Source organism: Micromonospora sp. Utrum1, assembly GCF_057197805.1.
On sequence record NZ_CM170071.1, the window covers coordinates 2,236,446 to 2,254,120 of the forward strand.

The window sequence follows — 17,675 nt, forward strand, 5'->3', positions numbered from 1 at the left end:
AGAACGTCTCTGCACTTCCGACCGCAGGAAGGAGGCGGTCATGGCGTCCCCCAACGGACCGGACGGTCGACGGACGGCCACCTGCGCGCCGACCGGCGTCCCGCCCATGTACGTGCGTTACCTGCGCGAGCGGCTGCTGGAGGCCGAGGCGGGCCTGACCGCGATGACCGAGAGGTACGAGCGGACCAAGGCCGGGTTCGACCGCTGCTACGCCCGCCGGGGCATCACCCCCGACACCGACATCGTCGGCTACATCAACGCCAAGGCCATGAACCCGCAGCTGAAGTTCTGGTACGCCAAGGTGGAGCACTTCCAGCGCGAGCTGGCCGCCTACGGCGCCGCGCTGACCGGGCTGGCGGCGGCCGACCGGCTGCTGGCCACGGACAGCCCGCGGGTGCCCGCGGACCGGCAGCGGACCCGCACCGGCCGGCCGAACATGAGCCGGGTCGGCTGACGGGGCACGCGCCGCGCCCCAGCCGGTAGCCTGCCGCGATGACGCACGAGCGGGAGATCACCGAGCCGGTCGACCTGTGCCGGCCGGACGGGCGGTTGAACCCGGCGGCGGTGGGCTTTAGCCGCCGGCCGCTGCACCGGGCGAACCTGCGCGGCTGGGGCCGGGCCAAGCGCTGGGAGCACTGGGGCATCGTCACCCCGACGCACATCGTCGGCCTGGTCGCCTCGTCGCTGGACTACGCCGGCGTGCACAGCGTCTACCTGCTCGACCGCCGCACCGGAGTCGACCGGACCACCGAGGCGGTGGTCCCGTTCGCCCGCGGCGCGGTGCTCCCGCCGGTCAGTGGCGCGGGCGCGGTGCGGGCCCGCGGCGGCGGCCTGGTCGTCCAGGTCGACCAGCATCCCGACGGCAGCACCATCCGGGCCACCGCGCCCGGTGTCGAGGTCGACCTGGTGGCGCCGCTGCGGCCCGGGCACGAGTCGCTGGGCGTGGTGGTGCCGTGGAGCACCCGCCGGTTCCAGTACACGGTCAAGGACGTCGGCCGGCCGGTGCGCGGCACGCTGCGGGTGGACGGCACGGCGTACCCGGTGGACACGGGGGAGTCGTTCGCGGTGCTCGACCACGGTCGCGGCAAGTGGCGGTACGCGGTGCGCTGGAACTGGGCGGCCGGCAGCGGACCGGGCCGGGCCGTCCAGCTCGGTGGCAAGTGGACCGACGGCACGGGTTCGACCGAGAACGCGGTCTTCGTCGACGGGCGGCTGCACAAGATCGGCGCCGACCTGGCCTGGAGCTACGACCGCGCCGACTGGCTGCGGCCGTGGCGGATCACCGGTGACCGGGTGGACGTGACGTTCCACCCGTTCCACGAGCGCGTGGCGCGCACCAATCTCGGCGTGCTGGCCGGCGAGACCCACCAGTGCTTCGGGCACTTCACCGGGTGGGCCGCCACCGACGACGGCGAGCGGGTCGACCTCGACGGCCTGGTCGGCTGGGCGGAGGCGGCCCGCAACCGCTGGTGACGGCGGAGCCCCCGCCGCGCCCGGCCGGCGCGGCGGGGTTCACGCCCGGCGGTCAGGCCGGCAGTCGCCAGACCTGGTTGGCGCCGCCGAAGCAGTCCCAGATCTGCAGCCGGGTGCCGTTGGCGGAGCTGTTGTCGGTGGCGTCCAGGCACTTGTTCGACTGCGGGTTGCGCAGCGTGCCGTTGGACTGGGCCTGCCAGACCTGGGCGCCGGTGCCGTTGCAGTCCCAGAGCTGCACCTTCGCCCCGTTGGCGGTGGAGCCGCTGGTCACGTCGGCGCACTTGCCGAGCGCCCGGAGGGTGCCGTCGCCGGCCACGGTCCAGCTCTGCGCGGCGGTGCCGTTGCAGGTGTAGAGCTGGATCGCGGTGCCGTTGGCGGTGCTGGCGGCGGCGACGTCGACGCACTTGCCGCCGATGCCGGTGATCGGGCCGGTACGCCCGCTCGGCGGCGGTGTGCCGCCGCCCATGACGGTGTCGTAGATCGCGCTGACCAGCGAGGTCGCGCCGGTGGTGTCCTGGGACAGCTCCCAGTTCATCATCCCGCCGGCGTTGGCCAGCGCCCACTGGGTCTTGCGCTTGACGGTCGGTACGCCGTTGTAGCACTGCTGCACGCCGCTGACCGTCGTGCAGTCGCGGTTGGCGTTGGCCGGGTCCATGCCGACCAGCGCGGCATAGGTGTAGTAGCCGGGCCGGCTGTAGAAGGGCACGCCGAGCACCGCCTTGGCGGCGGGCAGGCCGCGCGACTTCCACAGGTTGACGCTGTTGATCGACCAGTCATAGTTGGCGTGCGGGCTGCCGCCGTCGTACGCCATGATGTTGAGCCAGTCGACGGAGCCGAAGACCGCCGGTGGCACGCCGTCGACGTAGTAGCCCTCGGAGACCACGGCGGCGGTGAGCAGCTTGCCGCGGCTGTGCAGCGCGCTGCCGAGCTGCTGCATCAGCAGGGTGTAGTTGTTGGCCGAGGCGCCCGGGTCGGGATACTCCCAGTCGATGTCGACGCCGTCGAGGTTGTACTGGTTGACGAAGTTGACCACGTTGGTGACGAACGCGCCGCGGGCGCCGGAGTTGGCGGCGAGCGCCTCGAACGCGGAGTCGTCGCCGTCGTTCCAGCCGCCGATCGCGATCGAGACCTTGACGTTGTTGGCGTGTCCGAGCGACACCAGCGAGGAGAGCTTGCTGGGGTTCTCCACCGGGCGCAGGCTGCCGTCGTTGTTGGGCAGCGCGAACGCGTAGTTGATGTGGGTGAGCTTGCCGTACTGGATGCTGTTGACGCTCCCGCTCCAGGACGGCATGTAGCCCACGCTCTTGAAGTTGTTGGGCAGGACGACGGCCTCGGCGGCGGTCGGGGTGAGGGCGAGTGTCGCGGTGGCGGTGGCCAGCGCGAGCAGGCCGGCGGCCACGGAGGAACGGCGGCGGGGGTGCGGTGCGGACATCGAGGGCCTTCCCGTTGCAGGGGGCGCCGTGCCGCCCGACCGCGCTGGTCAGGGGCCAGCGGCGGTCGGGCGTACGGGTCGGACAGGGACGGTCTTCCTCGAGGTAGGCCAAATATTAAAGAGCATTAACTAAGCCGTCAACGATGTCTTTCGATGGTTCAGCCGGAGTGGACCTCCAGTTGGGCGAGCTGGCCGGCCGGCCAGCCGGTGTTGCCGGTGAAGCGGACCTGCACGTACCGGGCCGGGGTGGCGGCGAAGGCCAGCGCCACCTGGTTGCCGGTCGCCGGGTCGAACACCCGGCCGGCGGAGGCGACCAGGGTGCTCCAGCTTCCGCCGTCGGTGCTGCCCAGCACCGAGAGGGTCTGGGTCCGCGCCGACCAGGCCGTGGACGGCGGCAGCCGGAGCACCACCCGCCCGACCGGGTTGGCCGCGCCGAGGTCCACCTGGACCCACTGGGGGAAGGCGTTGTTGGCGCTCTCCCAGTAGGTGTCGGGGTTGCCGTCGACCACGTTCCCGCTGCCGTAGCTCTGGGTGTGGCTGCTCTCGGTGGTCGGCCGGCCCCGGGCCAGGTCGGTCTGCGCCGCCGGGTCGGTGGTCACCGTGACCGCGTTCGAGGGCGCCGAGACGGCGCCCGTGGTGTCCCGGGCGACGACCGTGAAGGTGTACGTGGTGGCGGGGCTGAGCCCGGTGACGGTGGCCGAGGTGCCGATGACCGAGACGACCGTGCCGCCGCCCTGGCGTACCTGGTAGCCGGCGATCCCGTCGGCGTCGGTGGCCGCGGTCCAGGCCAGCGACACGCTGGTGGCGGTCCGCCCGGTCACCGTCAGGCTGCCCGGAGCGGTCGGCGGGGCACTCGTGGCGGTGCCCGCGTACACCTCGACCTGGGCGAGTTGGGCGGCCGGCCAGGCGGTGTTGCCGGCGACGGTGACCCGGACGTGGCGGGCCGTGGTGGTCGGCACGGCGACGGTGGCGGTGTTGCCGGACGCCGGGTCGAACCGGACGGCGGCCGGCGCCGCCAGGGTGGTGAAGGTGCTGCCGTCGGTGCTGCCCTGCACCGACAGCGTCTGGGTCCGCGCCTCCCAGCCCGGCGGTACGGCGAGGACGACGCGGGCCACCGGCTGGGCGGCGCCCAGGTCGACCTGCCACCACTGCGGGAAGGCGTTGTTGCCCGACTCCCAGTAGCTGCCCCGGTCGGCGTCGACGGCGTTGCCCGCGACGAACGGGCCGTTCTGGCTGCTCGCCGACGCCGGCCGGCCGGCGGCCAGGTTGCCGCCGGGCGGCTGCCCGCTCTCGGCGACCGGCGGGGTCGGCCGCACCGCGGTCAGCGCCAGTTGGCCCTTGAGCATCCGGCCGCCGTCGGCGGTGATCCGCAGGTAGTAGTCGGCCGAGCAGAGGGTGCCGTCCTCGTCGAGCGCCCGGATGCCCACGCCGGCCGGGGTGGTCGCCGCCGTCTCGCTGGTCTTGGCGATCTGGTTGCCCTCGTTGAACTCGTCGAACATCGAGACGTAGAGGCCCTGCGCGCCGAGCCGCACCATGTTGTAGAGGTGCCGCCAGTAGAAGTCGCCGTGCCGGCGGTGGCCGGCGGAGAGGTCGCCGGGCATCACGCAGGGCTGGTAGTCGATGCCGTGCGCCACGCAGTCGGTCAGGTCGGGGACGTTGACGTTGGTGTAGAACCAGTCCAGCCCGTCGAGGGTGCCGGTGCGCCCGACCATCCACGGCGAGAGCATGTGGAAGGCGTGGTAGACGTCGGCGAAGCCGGGCCGGGAGTCGTTGATGCCCTGCCGCCAGTAGGTGGGCACCCCGCCGATGACGTAGCAGCCCTGCGCCCGGAGCCACTGCACGACGTCCAGGCAGGCCGCCGGGGTGAACGGCCGGCCGTCGTCGTTGAACCCGAACCCCCAGACGCAGACCACCGGCCGGCCGTTCTGCCGGGCGTACGCCGGTGAGGCGGTGTGCGCCGACATCCGGGTCGTCCAGTCCTCCTTGAGTTGCGACTGCATCGCGGTCCAGCCGGTGACGTCGTACATGACGTAGAACTTGCGGCCGAAGCGCTCGGCGGCGGAGCGGACCTTCGCGGCCATCGCGTCGCGGGTCGGGCCCTCGTCGCCGAACGGGTTGAACCGTTGCAGCGCGGCGGTGTCGCAGCCGTACTCCTGCATCCAGCGGAAGTGGGTGTCCACGGTCTGCTGGTCGTAGGAGGAGAAGAGCGTGGCCGGCTGGCCGTTGCCCAGGTTCGGGTAGGCGGTGGGGTAGCCGCGGGCGTACTCCCGCATGTCGGGCCAGGACACGATCGTGGTGTTGGTCGGGGAGGGGGACTGGAACCGGTCCCGGCTCCAGTGCCACCAGCCGCCGATCGGCGCGCCGTCACCGGGGCAGCTGAACCAGCCCTGGTAGCCGACGGAGACCTTGCCGACCACGTCGCCGGGGGGACTGGCCGCCGCGGCGGCCCGGGTGAGGGTGGGGACCAGGTCGGGGAGCGCGGCGAGGGCGGACCCCGCCGCCACGGACCGGATCAGGGTACGGCGGGTGAGCGCCATGACGACCGCTCCTTCGGGGAAGGAAGAAATTGACGGTCATCATGGCAGTGTCGGACATGCGATCGCAATACTTAAACAAATCAATGAAATAGTCAGCGCAGCCGGACCGGGCCGGCGTCGATGCGGGTGCGGAACAGGGCGTACGGCTTGCGCCGCAGGTCCCGGCCGCCCTGGTACTTCGCCTGCCGGTGCAGCTGGTTGGCGGTGACGTAGAGGTGACCGTCGGCGGCGACGGACATCGTGTCGGGCCAGAGCAGCCGCGGGTCGTGCAGCACGGTCTCGAACTCGCCGTCCGCCCGGCGGCGCAGCACGGCGTTGTGCTCGTAGGAGGTCAGGTAGAACGCCCCCGAGTCGTCGGTCTCCAGGCCGTCCGAGCCGCCGCCCTTGTCGCCCTCGTCCACCACCGTGGCCGCGACCTGCTCCTCGCTCAGCGTCCGGTCGGCGAGGGCCTCGGTCGCCACGCTGTACCAGCGGCGGGAGGCGAGCGGGCAGTAGAAGAGCCGGGCGCCGTCGGCGGAGATGGCGATGCCGTCCGAGCCCCTGGCCACCGGCTTCGGCGGGCCGTCGGGCGGGCGCTCCAGGAACGGCCGGCCCTCCACCACCGGCCGGAAGGAGCCCAGCGGCTCGGGCCTGGTGGACGGGTGGTCGTGCAGCCGCCGCCACGACGCGCCGGTGGCCAGGTCCGCCACGACGATGCCGTTCGACCCGGAGTCGGTGATGTAGGCGATGCCGCCGTCACCGCGGCGCAGGTCGAAGCGGACGTCGTTGAGGTAGGTGGTGGGCAGCGCCACGTCGGCCGGGAAGGTGATCACCTGACCGACCCTGTCGCTGTCCAGGTCGACCCGGACCAGCTTCGGCCCGCCCGGCTGGGTCGGCCGGGACATCGGGCTGCCGGTGTCCAGGACCCAGAGCCGGTCGGCCGGGTCGACCACGACGCTCTGCACCGAGACGAAGGCGTTCGGGTCGTCGTCCCCGGACGGGCTGTTCCAGGCCTCGTCCGGGAAGGGCGCCTCCCGGCCGTCGCGCAGCTCGACGACGGTGGCCGACACGTCGTCACCCCACTTGGGGAAGTTCACGAAGACCCGGCCGGTGTGCGACACGCTCACCCCGGTCGGCATCGGCCCGGTGAAGGTGTGCACGAGTTCGAGGTCGCCGATCGGCTCGTCGCCCATGGGCCCGTTCATCCGCTGCTCCTGACCGTGAGGCCAGCGTCGTTCCCGGCTCCGCCGGTCGCAAACGTCGGCCCGGGCGCGGCGCGGAGCGGCTTCAGGGCTTCCGGGGTACGGCCACGGCCGTGACCACCAGCCCGTCGGCGACCAGCCAGCGGCCGTGCAGCGTGGCCAGCGGCGGGCCGCCGTCCGCGCGGGTGGCGTCGACCAGCACCCGGGCCGTGAAGCTCCCCGCGGCCGGGTCGACCGCCAGTTCCGCGTCCTCGAAACCGAGCCAGCGCCCGGTCAGCGGGTACCACGCCTTGTAGACCGACTCCTTGGCGCTGAACAGCAGCCGGTCCCAGTGCACCGCGGGGTGGGCGGCGCGCAGCCGGGCCAGCGACTCCGGCTCGCCGGCCGTGGTGACCACCCCGGTCACGCCGTCCGGCAGCGGCTCGTGCGGTTCGGCGTCGATGCCGAGCCCGGCCAGCGCGGTGTCCCGGGCCACCGCCGCGGCCCGGTAGCCGGCGCAGTGGGTGATGCTGCCGACCACGCCGGCCGGCCAGAGCGGCTCTCGCCTCGGGCCGGGGCGGATGGGCGCCGGGGCGTACCCGAGGCGGGCGAGGGCCTCCCGGGCGCAGCGGCGGGCCGTGACGAACTCGCGCCGACGGGCCTCCACGGCGCGGGCGAGCAGGTCCTCCTCGCCCGGGTACGGGGCCTCGCCGGGGATGTCGGAGAACGCCTCGACGGGCACCGCGGCCGGGGGGAGCAAAGCCTCGATCACCCGGCACCGCCGAGGATGCGCCGCATCGGCCGTGGCTCGCCGCCCCGCCGGCCCCACTCGCGCGGGTAGCCCAGCGACACCTCCTCGAAGCGCACCCCGTCGTAGTGGGTGGTGCGGGGGATGTGCAGGTGCCCGTAGACCGCCACCACGGCGCGGTGCCGCAGGTGCCAGTCGGCCGTGCGGTCCGTACCGCACCACTGGGCGAACTCCGGATACCAGAGCACGTCGGTGGGCTGGCGGACCAGCGGCCAGTGGTTGACCAGTACGGTCGGCAGCGCCGGGTCGACGGCGGCCAGCCGCCGCTCGGTCTCGGCGATCCGCTCCCAGCACCAGGACTCCCGGTCCGGGTGCGGGTCGGGGTGCAGCAGCATCTCGTCGGTGCACACCACCCCGGCCGCGTACGCGGCCCGCAGCGACTCCTCCTTCGAGTTCGTGCCGGGGGCGCGGAACGAGTAGTCGTAGAGCAGGAACAGCGGCGCCACGGTGACCGGCCCGCCCTCGCCGTGCCACACCGGATAGTCGTCCTCCGGGGTGAGCACGCCCAGGTCGCGGCACAACCCGACCAGCGCGTCGTAGCGGGCCCGGCCGCGCAGGGTCACCGGGTCGCCCGGGTGGGTCCACAGCTCGTGGTTGCCGGGCACCCAGACCACCCGGGCGAACCGGTCGCGGAGCTGCCGCAGCGTCCGCTCGATGTCCGCGAACAGCTCGCCGACGTCGCCGGCCACGATCAGCCAGTCGTCCGCCGACTCCGGCCGCAGGCCGTCGACGACCGTGCGGTTCTCGGCGTACGACACGTGGAGGTCACTGACCGCGAACAGCCCACCCGTCACCCGGCCGATCTTGCCAGCGCCGCCCCCGGATGGACAGCCGGGACTTGAGCGGTGTCGGGGGTCCGACGCGGAACCGTCAGGTGAGCAGGTCGGCGAAGTGGTCGGTGGCGCGGAGCAGTTCGCGGGCGATGCCCGGCTCGGCGGCCGAGTGGCCGGCGTCGGGCACGATGCGCAACTCGGCCTCGGGCCAGCGCCGGGCCAGGTCGTACGCGGACACCGGCGGGCAGCACAGGTCGTAGCGGCCGCTGATGATGACGGCGGGCAGGTGGCGGATCCGGTCCACACCGTCGAGCAGTTGCGTCTCGGTGAGGAAGCCGCCGTTCACGGCGTAGTGGGAGAGGATCCGGGCGATCGGCAGGGCCTGCTCCTCGGCCGTGAAGTGGGCGAGCACCCCGGGGTCGGGGCGCAGCGACGAGTTGACCGCCTCCCAGCGCCCCCAGGTCACCGCGCAGGCCCGGGCCTCGGCCGCGTCGGGCCCGTGCAGCCGCCGGTGGTACGCCGCCAGCACGTCGTCCCGCTCGGCGGCGGGGATCGGGGCGACGAAGCGGTCCCACTCGTCCGGCTGGAGGTGGCGCAGGCCGCCCTGGTAGAACCAGTCCCGCTCGCTGCGCCGCAGCAGCAGCACCCCACGCAGGATCAGCCCGGTGACCCGGTCCGGGTGGGTCTGGGCGTACGCCAGGCCGAGGGTCACCCCCCACGACCCGCCGAACAGCAACCAGGAGTCGATCCCGAGCCGCTCGCGGATCGTCTCCAGGTCGGCCACCAGGTGCCAGGTGGTGTTGGCCCGCAGCTCACCGAACGGGGTGCTGCGCCCCGCGCCGCGCTGGTCGAACAGCACGGCGCGGTAGCGCCGCGGGTCGAAGAACCGCCGCGCCGCCGGCACCAGGCCGCCGCCGGGCCCGCCGTGCAGGAAGACCACGGGTACGCCGTCGGGCCGGCCCACCTCCTCCACGTGGAGTTGGTGGCCGTCGCCGACGGCGATCCGGTGGGTGGCGTACGGCTCGACGGGCGGGTACAGGCGTGGCTCGGTCATGCCGGACCATCCTGCCCGCTCGCAGCGGGTCGTGCGGGGACGGTCAGCAGGCGATGCTGCTGCCGAGGTTGTCCAGCAGGGCGTCGGCGGCCCAGCCGGACACCCCGGTCGTGGTGTCCTTCAGGTAGGTCCAGGTGTAGGTGGTGTGCCCGTTCGCGCTGACCTTGTCGCCGTTGGTGTAGCAGTGGAAGTCGACGCTGTGGCTGAGTTGGCCGTAGCCGAGCGAGCCGCAGGTGGTGTGCGGGCCGGAGCGGATGTTGACGTTGCTGGCGTTGAAGAGCGTGCCGAACTTCGTGTCGATGTTGGAGTGGGAGTGGCTGCAGGTCGCGCTCGCCGGGCCCGCCGCGCTCACCAGCGCGACACCGGTGCAGCCGACCGTCAGTGTGACCGCCGCCGCGATCGAGGAAGCCTTGCGCATGTCGATCAACCCCCGAAACTCGAACCACCCGTGCAGTGATCAGAATATTGACATCTTTCGACATGCTCGGGCAAGGGTGTCACCGGGCCAGCAGCGCGCGCAGCTCCTTCACCACCTCGGCCGGGGCCTCCTCGGCCATGAAGTGCCCGTACGACACCGGCACGTGCCGCAGGTCCGGCGCCCAGGCCCGCCAGCGCGCCGCCGCGTCGAAGCCGAGCACGGCGCCCCAGTCCTGCTGGAGCACGGTCACCGGCATCCGCAGCACGGCGCCCGCCGCCCGGTCCGCCTCGTCGTGCGCCAGGTCGATGCCGGCCGAGGCCCGGTAGTCCGCCACGATCGAGGGGACCGCCGCCCGGCAGGCCCGCAGGTACGCGGCCCGCACCTCGGCGGGAATCGCGTCCGGGTCGCCGGCCCAGAGGTCGAGGAAGTGCCCGAAGAACTCGTCGGGCGCGGCGCCGATCAGCCGCTCGGGCAGGCCCGGCGGCTGGGCCATCAGGTAGAGGTGGAAGCCGACCGCGGCGCTGACCCCGTGCATCACCTCCCAGGTGTCGAGCGTGGGCAGCACGTCCAGCGCGGCCAGGTGGGTGACCGTCTCCGGGTGGTCCAGCCCGGCGCGGATCGCCACCAGGGCGCCGCGGTCGTGCCCGGCCAGGGCGAACCGCTCGTGCCCCAGCGCCCGGGCCAGCGCCACCACGTCGGCGGCCATGGTCCGCTTGGCGTACGCCGTGCCGTCGGTGTCGGCGGGCTTGTCGCTGTCGCCGTAGCCGCGCAGGTCGGGGCAGATCACCGTGTGGTCGGCGGCGAGGTCCGCGGCGACGTGCCGCCACATCAGGTGGGTCTGCGGGAAGCCGTGCAGCAGCACGACGGGGCTGCCGCTGCCGCCCACCGCGGCGTGTAGGGCGACCCCGTCGGCGACGGTGACGCGGCGCTGCTCGAATCCGTTGATCATGGGAGGTCCTCTCCGGGTGCGATCGGGTACCCGTCGAGCCTGCCCGGGGCCGGTCAGTGGCCGATCAGCATCGGATGAGTGCCCTGGCCGGGCCGCCGGTGGGCGCGCCGGGTGCTGCCTAGAGTGGGCGGGGTGACCAGCCCGCCGCGTGTACCCGGAGTGACCTTCGGGGTGCTCGGGCCGCTGGTGGCGGCCGGTGCGCGGGGCCCGGTGGCGCTGAAGGGCGCCCGGCAGCGCGCGGTGCTGGCCCGCCTGCTGGTGGCCCGGGGCCGGATGGTGCCGGTCGACCGGCTCGTCGGCGACCTGTGGCCGGAGCCGCCGGAGGGCGCGGTCGGCGCGGTCCGGACCTTCGTGGCCGACCTGCGCCGGGCCCTGGAGCCCGACCGGCCGCCGCGGCAGCCGGCCCGGCTGCTGGTCACCGCCCCGCCCGGGTACGCGCTGCCGGCCGCCCCCGAGTCGGTCGACGCGGGCCGGTTCGAGGCGGCGGTCGGGGCGGCGGGGGAGCTGCTCGGGGCCGGGCGCGCCGGACCGGCGCTGGCCGCCCTGGACGACGCGCTCGCCCTCTGGCGCGGCCCCGCCTACGCGGAGTTCGCCGCCGAGCCCTGGGCGCGGGCGGAGATCGACCGGCTGGACGAGCTGCGGCTGCTTGCCGTCGAGCGGCGGGCCGAGGCGCTGCTGGCCCTGGGCCGGGCCGCCGAGGCCGCCGGTGACCTGCGCGCTCAGGCCGCCGCCCAGCCGCTGCGCGAGGAGACCTGGCGGCTGCTCGCCGTCGCCCTCTACCGGGCGGGCCGGCAGGGCGACGCGCTCGCCGCGCTGCGGGAGGCCCGCGCGGTGCTGGTCCGGGAGCTGGGGGTGGACCCCGGACCCCGGCTGCGCCGGCTGGAGGCCGACATCCTCGCCCAGGCCCCGCACCTCGACCCGACCCCGGTCGCCGCGCCGCCCGCCCCGGTCGCGCCGCCGGCCGGGGTCGCGGGGGAGCAGCGGCATCCCTTCGTCGGGCGCGAGGCCGAGCTGGCCGGCCTCGCGGGCCTCGCCGAGGAGGTGGCCCGGCGCGGCGTGCCGGCCCTCGCGCTGGTCTCCGGGGACGCCGGCTCGGGCAAGACGGCGTTCGTCGAGGCGCTCGTCGACCGGCTCGCCGCCGCCGGCTGGACCTGCGCCGTCGGGCGGGTTCCCGAGTACGAGGGCGCCCCGGCCGCCTGGCCCTGGACGCAGCTCGCCGCCGCCCTGCCCGACCCGGTGGAACTCGCGGACCTGCCCGACCCGGCGGAACCGGCGGCAGCGGCGACCGGCGAATTCGCCGCCGGCGGGTCGGTGGCCGGTGGGCTGTCCGGTGCGCCGGTTCCCGGTGGGGTGTCCGCCGAGCCGGGCGGCGGCGCGGCGGCGGACGCGCCGGGCGGTGACGAGCCGGCCGTGGCCCGGTACCGGCTGCACCGGATCGCGGGCATCCGCCTCGGGGCGGCGGCGCGGCGCAGGCCCGTGCTGGTCGTCCTCGACGACCTGCACCGGGCCGACGAGGACACCCTCGACCTGCTGACCGCGCTGTTCACCGGCCCGGAGCCGGTGACCGGGCCGGTGCTGGCGGTGGGCACCTACCGGGCCACCGGGATCACCCCGGCGTTGACCGGAGCCCTGGCCCGTCTCGCCCGCACCGAGCCGGTCCGGGTCTACCTGGGCGGGCTCGCCGAGGCGGAGACCGCCGAGCTGGTCCGGACCGTGGCCGGGCCAGCGGACCCGGACACGGTCCGGGCGCTGCACCGGCGCAGCGGCGGCAACCCGTTCTTCGTCCGGGAACTGGCCCGGCTGCTCGCCGTCGAGGGGGCCGCCGCGCTGGACACCGTCCCGGCCGGCGTACGGGACGTCATCCGGCACCGCCTGGCGCAGCTGCCCGAGTCGACCCGGACCGTGCTGCGGCGGGCCGCGGTGCTCGGCCGGGACCTCGACGTGGACGTGCTGGCCGCGCTGGTCGGCGAGGAGGCCATGCTGGAGGCCGTGGACCGGGCCGCGCAAGCCGGGTTCCTCACCGCCGACGGCACCCGCTTCGGCCACATCCTGGTCCGCGACACCCTCTACACCGACCTGTCGGCGCCGCGCCGGGCCCACTGGCACGCCGCCGTCGGGGCGGTGCTCGAACGGCTCCGGCCGGACGACGTGGCCGCCCTCGCCCACCACTTCGGACAGGCCCCCGGTCCGGACGCCGCGACGCGGGCCGCCCGGTACGCCACGGCCGCCGCCGAACGGGCCGAGCTGCGCTGCCACCCGCACGAGGCGGCCCGGCTCTGGCAGCAGGCCGTCGCCGCCCACGACCGGGCCGGCGGGCACGACGTACGCGGGCGGCTGGCCGCGGTCATCGGCTGGGGCCGCGACCTCGCCGTCACCGGCCACCTCGACCGGACCCGCGGGCTGCGCGCCGAGGCGGTCGCCGCCGTCGAACGGCTCGCCGACCCCGGGCTCACCGCGGACGTGCTGGCCGCGTTCGACGTGCCGGCCGTCTGGACCAGCAACGACGACGAGGAGCTGTCCCGGCGGATCGTGGCCGCCGCCGAGGCCGCCCTCGCCGTGCTCCCCGCCGATCAGGCGGCCCGGCGCGGGCGGCTGCTCTGCACCCTCGCATTGGAGCTGCGCGGCGACACCGGCGACCGGGGCCGCCGGGCGGCGGCCGAGGCGGAGGAGATCGCCCGCCGCCTCGGTGACCCGGCCCTGCTGGCCTTCGCGCTCAACGCCCGCTTCATGCACGCCTTCGACCGCGCCGGCCTGGCCCCGGAACGGGCCCGCATCGGCGCCGAACTGGTCGACCTGGCCGCCCGGCACGGGCTGGTCACCTTCGAGGTGCTGGGGCACCTCATCGCACTCCAGGCGCACTGCGCCCGCGCCGACCTCGCCGCCGCTGACGCCCACGCGGCCGCCGCCGACCGCCTCGCCGCCCGCTACGAACTGCCGCTGGTCGGCGTCTTCACCGCCTGGTACGCCGCCCTCCGGCTCGCCGTCGCGGGCCGTCGCACCGAGGCCGAGGCGGCGTACCGGGTGGCGGCGGTCCGGCTGGACGCCGGGCAGATGCCGGGCATGGCGGCCGGGCTGCTGCCGTTCGCCCTGCTCTGCCTGCGGCTGTCCACCGGTGACGACCTCGGTCCGGCGCTGGCCGACGCCACCGCCGCCGGCCCGTACGCGCCGTGGGTCCGGCCGCTGGCCCTGCTCGCCGCGGGACGCCGGGACGAGGCCGCCGCCGCGCTGCGCTCCCTGCCGGAGTCACCGCACGACCTGCTGCGCGAGGCCCGGCTCTGCGTGGCCGCCCGGGCCGCCCTCGCGCTCGACGACCGGGCCACCATGGCCCGGCTGCACGCCACGCTGCGCCCCGCCGCCGACGAGCTGGCCGGCGCGGGCAGCGGCGTGCTCACCGCGGGTCCGGTGGCCCGCCACCTCGCCGACCTGGCCACGGCGCTCGCCTGACCGCACTACCACACCCACGCACGGCCCGGCGGCGGGGACGGGCGGGGTCAGGCGTTGGCGGGGATGCCGCCTTCCGGACCGGCCGCCAGCTCCCCGGTGGTCTCCGCGTCCGACGCGGGTCGCTGCGCCGGAGTGCGCACCGCGAACGCGTCGAAGCTCGGCCGGCCCAGGGACGCCCGCTCCAGGAACGGCTCGGCGGTCGGCCGTTCGCCGTCCGCCTGCTCGCCGGCCTCCGGGTCGACCAGCGCGGCCGGGTCCACGAGCACGGCCGGGGCCGGCACCACCACCGGCGCGGGCGCCACCACCGGGGGCGCCGCCGGGGCGGCCTCCGCGGGCGCGGCCACCGGACGCGGCGCCACCTGCGGGTACTCGGCCGTCTCGCCGCCGCCCGCAGCGGCCGCCATCACCGCCGCGGCGGCCAGGTCGGCGACCCGCTTGGCCTCCCGCTGCACCCGGGCCCGGGTCTCCTTGGCGTGCTGCTCGGCCAGGTCCGCCGCGCGGCGCGCCTCGTCCAGCCGCTTGGTCTCGGCGGCCAGGTCCCGGCGTACGCCGAGCAGTTGCTCCTCCAGCGCGGCGCCCTCCTGCTCGACCGTGGTGATCTCCCGGCGGGTGTGCTCCAGCTGCTGGCCGACCGTCTCCAGCTCGGCCTGGAGCTGGGTGAGCGCCTCCTGCCGCTGCTGGATCTCCTGCTGCACTGTGGCGAGCTGCTCCTGGTGCGCCGCCGTCTCCTCGTCGGCCCGCTCGCGGACCTCGGTGGCGTACTGCTGGGCCTCGGCGACCAGGGCGGCGATGTCCCGCTCGGCGGCGGTGGCCCGGTCGGCCAGTTCCTGCTCGGCCGCGGCCCGCCGCTCGTCCAGCTCGCGGGCCATGTTGGCCTGCCACTGGGCCAGCTCCTGCTGGGCCTTGCTCCGGTTGGCCTGCACCTCCTGCTGGATCTGGGTACGCGCCGCCTTCACCAGCGCCTCCGACGCGGAGCGGGCCTGCTCGACCTGCTGGGCGCTCTGCTCGGCGATCCGCTTCGCCTCCTGCTGCGCCCGGTCGTGGGCCGCCTGCCCCTCGGTGCGCAGCTTCTCGGTCAGCTCCCGGATCGCGGTCAGCTCCGCCTGCGCGGCGGCACGCCGCTCCTCGTCCGCCTGCTCCTGCTCGGCCCGGCGGGCGGACAGCTCCTCCGCCAGCTCACGCCGCTCCCGGTCCGCGTCGTCCCGCGCGGTGGCCAGCACCCGCTCCGCCTGGGCCTGGAGGTCGGCGGCGCGCTTGGTGGCCGTCTCGGTGATCTGGCCGGCCTGCTTCTCGGCCAGGTCCAGGATCTGGTCGACCATCGGGCCGAGGTCGCGGAAGGACGCCCGGTCCACCTGCGTCGGGCGCTGGCGCAGCTCGGCGGCCTCGGTCTGCGCCCGCTGCGCCTGCGCGGTCAGCTCCCGGACCTGGGCGTACGCCCGGTCCCGGTCGGCCGTCAGGGCGGTCAGTTCGCCGTCCATCTGCTCGACGTACCGGTCCACCTGGCGTTTGTCGTAGCCGCGCAGCGCCGGGTCGAACCTCGGTCGCGCGGACACGTCGTCGTGGGGTGCGAACGGTTCCTCGCCGTTGGACATTGCGCCATCCTCCGTCGGTTCGCCAGCGCCAGGCCGGCGGATGACCGCCCCGCAGGGCATATGAGGCGCAACGGTACCGCCGTCGGCGCGCGGGTTCCGCCCCGCCCCGCCCCCGACGCGGATCCGGGTCCACACCGCCCGGTCCGGACGGCCGCCGGGTGAGCCGGCTCAGATCGGGAAGTCCGGGTTCCCCGCGGTCAGCCGGACGGTGAAGCCGTCGGCGTCGCGGTGCAGCGCCACGTGATTGCAGGACTGGTGGCTGATCCACAGGCCCAGGCCGCCGGCGGCGCCGTTGCCCGCGGGCAGCAGCCCGGCGTACGGGTCGGTGGGGCCGGGACCGTGGTCGTGCACGGTCACCACCATCCGGTCCGGGCCGCTCCAGAGCCGCATCCGCACCGGCGGCACACCGTGCCGCAGCGCGTTGCTGGCCACCTCGCTGACCGACACGACCAGGTCGTCGAGGTCGTCGGCGGAGAGCTGGCCCAGGTGGGCGGCGCGCACCGCGTCCCGCGCCTCGGCCGGGCTCGGGTCGGTCAGCTCGACCGCCGGCGCCGTCCACTGCAGCGGGTCGGGCAGCATCAGGTTGTGCTCGGCCAGGTAGCTGGTCGGCTCGGTGTAGCCGTCGGTCGCCACGTGGCTGCCGTCCGGCAGCGCCACCCGGGGATGGGTCCGCGCCACATCCGTCAGCACCCGGGACGGCGTGGTCCGGGTGTCGTACGCGCACATGCTCCAGAGCGGGAAGTCGTCGTAGGCGTGGTTGATGGCCGACTCGTAGCGGGCCCACCAGTCCCAGGTAGCGCCGAGCACGGCCGGCGGCAGCTCGCCGACGATCCGGATCTGCCGGGCGCCGTCGGCCACGTACGAGCCGAGCAGCTTGCGGTAGGCGCGGATCGCGGCGGTGGGGCGGGCGTAGACGTCGCCACCGGGCAGGAAGGTGACCGCGGTGCCGGTGGGCAGGGCCCGGCGGACCAGCTCGGCGTTGCGCTCGCCGAAGCCCACCACGGTCGGCTCGCCGGCCTCGACCCCGCCGAGCAGGAACGGCAGCACCACGGCCAGCAGGTGCTCGTCGGAGTCGTAGAGGATCGCCTCGTGGTAGTAGCCGACGTGACCGGCGGCGGCTCCCGTCCTCACCGGACCACCTCCACCCGCACCTCGTCCAGGTCCAGCAACTCGGCCAGCCGGGCCGCGGCGGAGCGCGAGGTGCGCAGCACCGCGGTAGCGTCGTGCCGACGGGCGTGGTCGCGCAGGTGCAGCAGGCAGCGGTGGTCGACGAAGCGCAGCCCGGTCGCGTCGAGCACGAGCCGGCCGTCGAGCGGTCGTGGGTCGGCCCGGTTCAGCGCGGCGGCGAAGAGCCGGTTGTTGGACGGGTCCAGCTCGCCGCCGACCTCGACGACCGCCTCGCCGCCCCCGGCGTGCAGCCGGAACAACACGTCGGCGTTGGTCTCGGGGTGCATGCAGGCCAGCTCGGCGATCGCCGCGTCGCTCAGCTCGCGCCGGTCGTAGGCGCAGATCGCCGACATCGGGTGGTGGCGCATCCAGCGGTCGATGAGGTGCTCGTAGCGGGCGAAGGCGTCCCGCTGGGCGGTGGAGCGGACCATCGTGGTCGTCTCGGCCACCACCCGCAGGCCGGTGTAGCCGGCGGCCAGCGCGTCGGCGGTGGCCGCCGCGTACGCCCGGACCTGCTTCTCCGGGTCGACGATCTCGCCGTGGCGGTAGGCCTGCTCGACCGGGACGAGCCGGAGCGCGCGCCGGCGCAGCGCCTCGTCGAGGCCGGGGAGGCGGTCCAGCCGGTGGGCCAGCGAGTCGGGGCCACCGGGAGCGACCAGCCAGACCTGCTCGCCGGCCGCGAGTCCCGCGGCTAGGTGGGCGACCGCCCGGGCCTCCAGCGCCGCCGGGTCGTCGTAGGCGAGACAGAGGTGACCGTACGTCGTCGACGACACGCTGTCGCTGGTCACTCGGCCCGCCCCACCCGGCCAGTCTAGGGGCCACCCGGCGGGCGGGCCCGGCCGGCGGTTGCCGGGCCCGCCCGCCCTCC

Annotated in this window: 14 protein-coding genes; 3 read left to right on the forward strand and 11 right to left on the reverse strand. The window is 75.1% G+C overall.

Annotated elements, in window-relative coordinates:
* Positions 1–40 precede the first annotated feature (40 nt).
* Positions 41–454, forward strand: a complete 414-nt coding sequence (locus tag AC0OLQ_RS10825) for a hypothetical protein (RefSeq protein ID WP_484531203.1) — start codon at positions 41–43, stop codon at positions 452–454.
* 38 nt (positions 455–492) lie between these two features.
* The gene (locus AC0OLQ_RS10830) at positions 493–1,473 is read left to right on the forward strand and encodes a DUF2804 domain-containing protein (RefSeq protein ID WP_484531204.1); all 981 of its coding nucleotides are present in this window, start codon (positions 493–495) and stop codon (positions 1,471–1,473) included.
* Between the two features lie 52 nt (positions 1,474–1,525).
* On the opposite strand, the gene AC0OLQ_RS10835 is transcribed toward AC0OLQ_RS10830, so the two are convergent.
* The 8 genes from AC0OLQ_RS10835 to AC0OLQ_RS10870 form a co-directional block, all read right to left on the reverse strand.
* The gene (locus AC0OLQ_RS10835) at positions 1,526–2,905 is read right to left on the reverse strand and encodes a glycosyl hydrolase family 18 protein (protein ID WP_484531205.1); all 1,380 of its coding nucleotides are present in this window, start codon (positions 2,903–2,905) and stop codon (positions 1,526–1,528) included.
* A gap of 158 nt (positions 2,906–3,063) precedes the next feature.
* Positions 3,064–5,442, reverse strand: a complete 2,379-nt coding sequence (locus AC0OLQ_RS10840) for a galactose-binding domain-containing protein (RefSeq protein WP_484531206.1) — start codon at positions 5,440–5,442, stop codon at positions 3,064–3,066.
* A gap of 92 nt (positions 5,443–5,534) precedes the next feature.
* Positions 5,535–6,626 (reverse strand): L-dopachrome tautomerase-related protein, encoded by a 1,092-nt coding sequence (locus tag AC0OLQ_RS10845; RefSeq protein ID WP_484531207.1) that lies wholly within the window; start codon positions 6,624–6,626, stop codon positions 5,535–5,537.
* Between the two features lie 82 nt (positions 6,627–6,708).
* A complete protein-coding gene (locus AC0OLQ_RS10850) occupies positions 6,709–7,374 on the reverse strand; it encodes a 4'-phosphopantetheinyl transferase family protein (protein WP_484531208.1) in 666 nt (221 codons plus the stop codon).
* Positions 7,371–8,204: a metallophosphoesterase family protein gene (locus AC0OLQ_RS10855; RefSeq protein WP_484531209.1), complete on the reverse strand. Its 834-nt coding sequence runs from the start codon at positions 8,202–8,204 to the stop codon at positions 7,371–7,373. Before AC0OLQ_RS10855 ends, AC0OLQ_RS10850 begins: the two co-directional genes overlap by 4 nt.
* Positions 8,205–8,280: 76 nt before the next feature.
* Positions 8,281–9,237 (reverse strand): prolyl aminopeptidase, encoded by a 957-nt coding sequence (pip, locus tag AC0OLQ_RS10860; RefSeq protein ID WP_484531210.1) that lies wholly within the window; start codon positions 9,235–9,237, stop codon positions 8,281–8,283.
* Between the two features lie 43 nt (positions 9,238–9,280).
* On the reverse strand, positions 9,281–9,655 hold the full coding sequence (locus AC0OLQ_RS10865) for a hypothetical protein (RefSeq protein ID WP_357333172.1): 375 nt from the start codon (positions 9,653–9,655) through the stop codon (positions 9,281–9,283).
* A 79-nt stretch (positions 9,656–9,734) separates the two neighbouring features.
* Positions 9,735–10,604, reverse strand: a complete 870-nt coding sequence (locus tag AC0OLQ_RS10870; protein ID WP_357333171.1) for an alpha/beta fold hydrolase — start codon at positions 10,602–10,604, stop codon at positions 9,735–9,737.
* 132 nt (positions 10,605–10,736) lie between these two features.
* On the opposite strand from AC0OLQ_RS10870, the gene AC0OLQ_RS10875 reads away from it, so the two are divergent.
* The gene (locus AC0OLQ_RS10875) at positions 10,737–14,048 is read left to right on the forward strand and encodes an ATP-binding protein (RefSeq protein ID WP_484531211.1); all 3,312 of its coding nucleotides are present in this window, start codon (positions 10,737–10,739) and stop codon (positions 14,046–14,048) included.
* Positions 14,049–14,095: 47 nt separating this feature from the next.
* Here the strand turns inward: AC0OLQ_RS10875 and AC0OLQ_RS10880 are convergent, their stop codons facing one another.
* The 3 genes from AC0OLQ_RS10880 to AC0OLQ_RS10890 form a co-directional block, all read right to left on the reverse strand.
* Positions 14,096–15,640 (reverse strand): hypothetical protein, encoded by a 1,545-nt coding sequence (locus AC0OLQ_RS10880; protein ID WP_484531212.1) that lies wholly within the window; start codon positions 15,638–15,640, stop codon positions 14,096–14,098.
* A 168-nt stretch (positions 15,641–15,808) separates the two neighbouring features.
* Positions 15,809–16,771, reverse strand: a complete 963-nt coding sequence (locus tag AC0OLQ_RS10885; RefSeq protein ID WP_484531213.1) for an anti-sigma factor RsbA family regulatory protein — start codon at positions 16,769–16,771, stop codon at positions 15,809–15,811.
* Positions 16,768–17,595 carry an MEDS domain-containing protein gene (locus tag AC0OLQ_RS10890; RefSeq protein ID WP_484531214.1) on the reverse strand — a complete coding sequence of 276 codons (828 nt, stop codon included), beginning with the start codon at positions 17,593–17,595 and terminating at the stop codon, positions 16,768–16,770. The genes AC0OLQ_RS10885 and AC0OLQ_RS10890 overlap by 4 nt, the downstream gene beginning before the upstream one ends.
* Positions 17,596–17,675: the final 80 nt, after the last annotated feature.

Coding starts and splice junctions, on each gene's coding strand:
- AC0OLQ_RS10845 (WP_484531207.1), bottom strand. CDS start 6,626: ATGAACGGGCCCATGGGCGACGAGCCGATCGGCGACCTCGAACTCGTG.
- AC0OLQ_RS10865 (WP_357333172.1), bottom strand. CDS start 9,655: ATGCGCAAGGCTTCCTCGATCGCGGCGGCGGTCACACTGACGGTCGGC.
- AC0OLQ_RS10880 (WP_484531212.1), bottom strand. CDS start 15,640: ATGTCCAACGGCGAGGAACCGTTCGCACCCCACGACGACGTGTCCGCG.
- AC0OLQ_RS10870 (WP_357333171.1), bottom strand. CDS start 10,604: ATGATCAACGGATTCGAGCAGCGCCGCGTCACCGTCGCCGACGGGGTC.
- AC0OLQ_RS10825 (WP_484531203.1), top strand. CDS start 41: ATGGCGTCCCCCAACGGACCGGACGGTCGACGGACGGCCACCTGCGCG.
- AC0OLQ_RS10840 (WP_484531206.1), bottom strand. CDS start 5,442: ATGGCGCTCACCCGCCGTACCCTGATCCGGTCCGTGGCGGCGGGGTCC.
- pip (WP_484531210.1), bottom strand. CDS start 9,237: ATGACCGAGCCACGCCTGTACCCGCCCGTCGAGCCGTACGCCACCCAC.
- AC0OLQ_RS10835 (WP_484531205.1), bottom strand. CDS start 2,905: ATGTCCGCACCGCACCCCCGCCGCCGTTCCTCCGTGGCCGCCGGCCTG.
- AC0OLQ_RS10830 (WP_484531204.1), top strand. CDS start 493: ATGACGCACGAGCGGGAGATCACCGAGCCGGTCGACCTGTGCCGGCCG.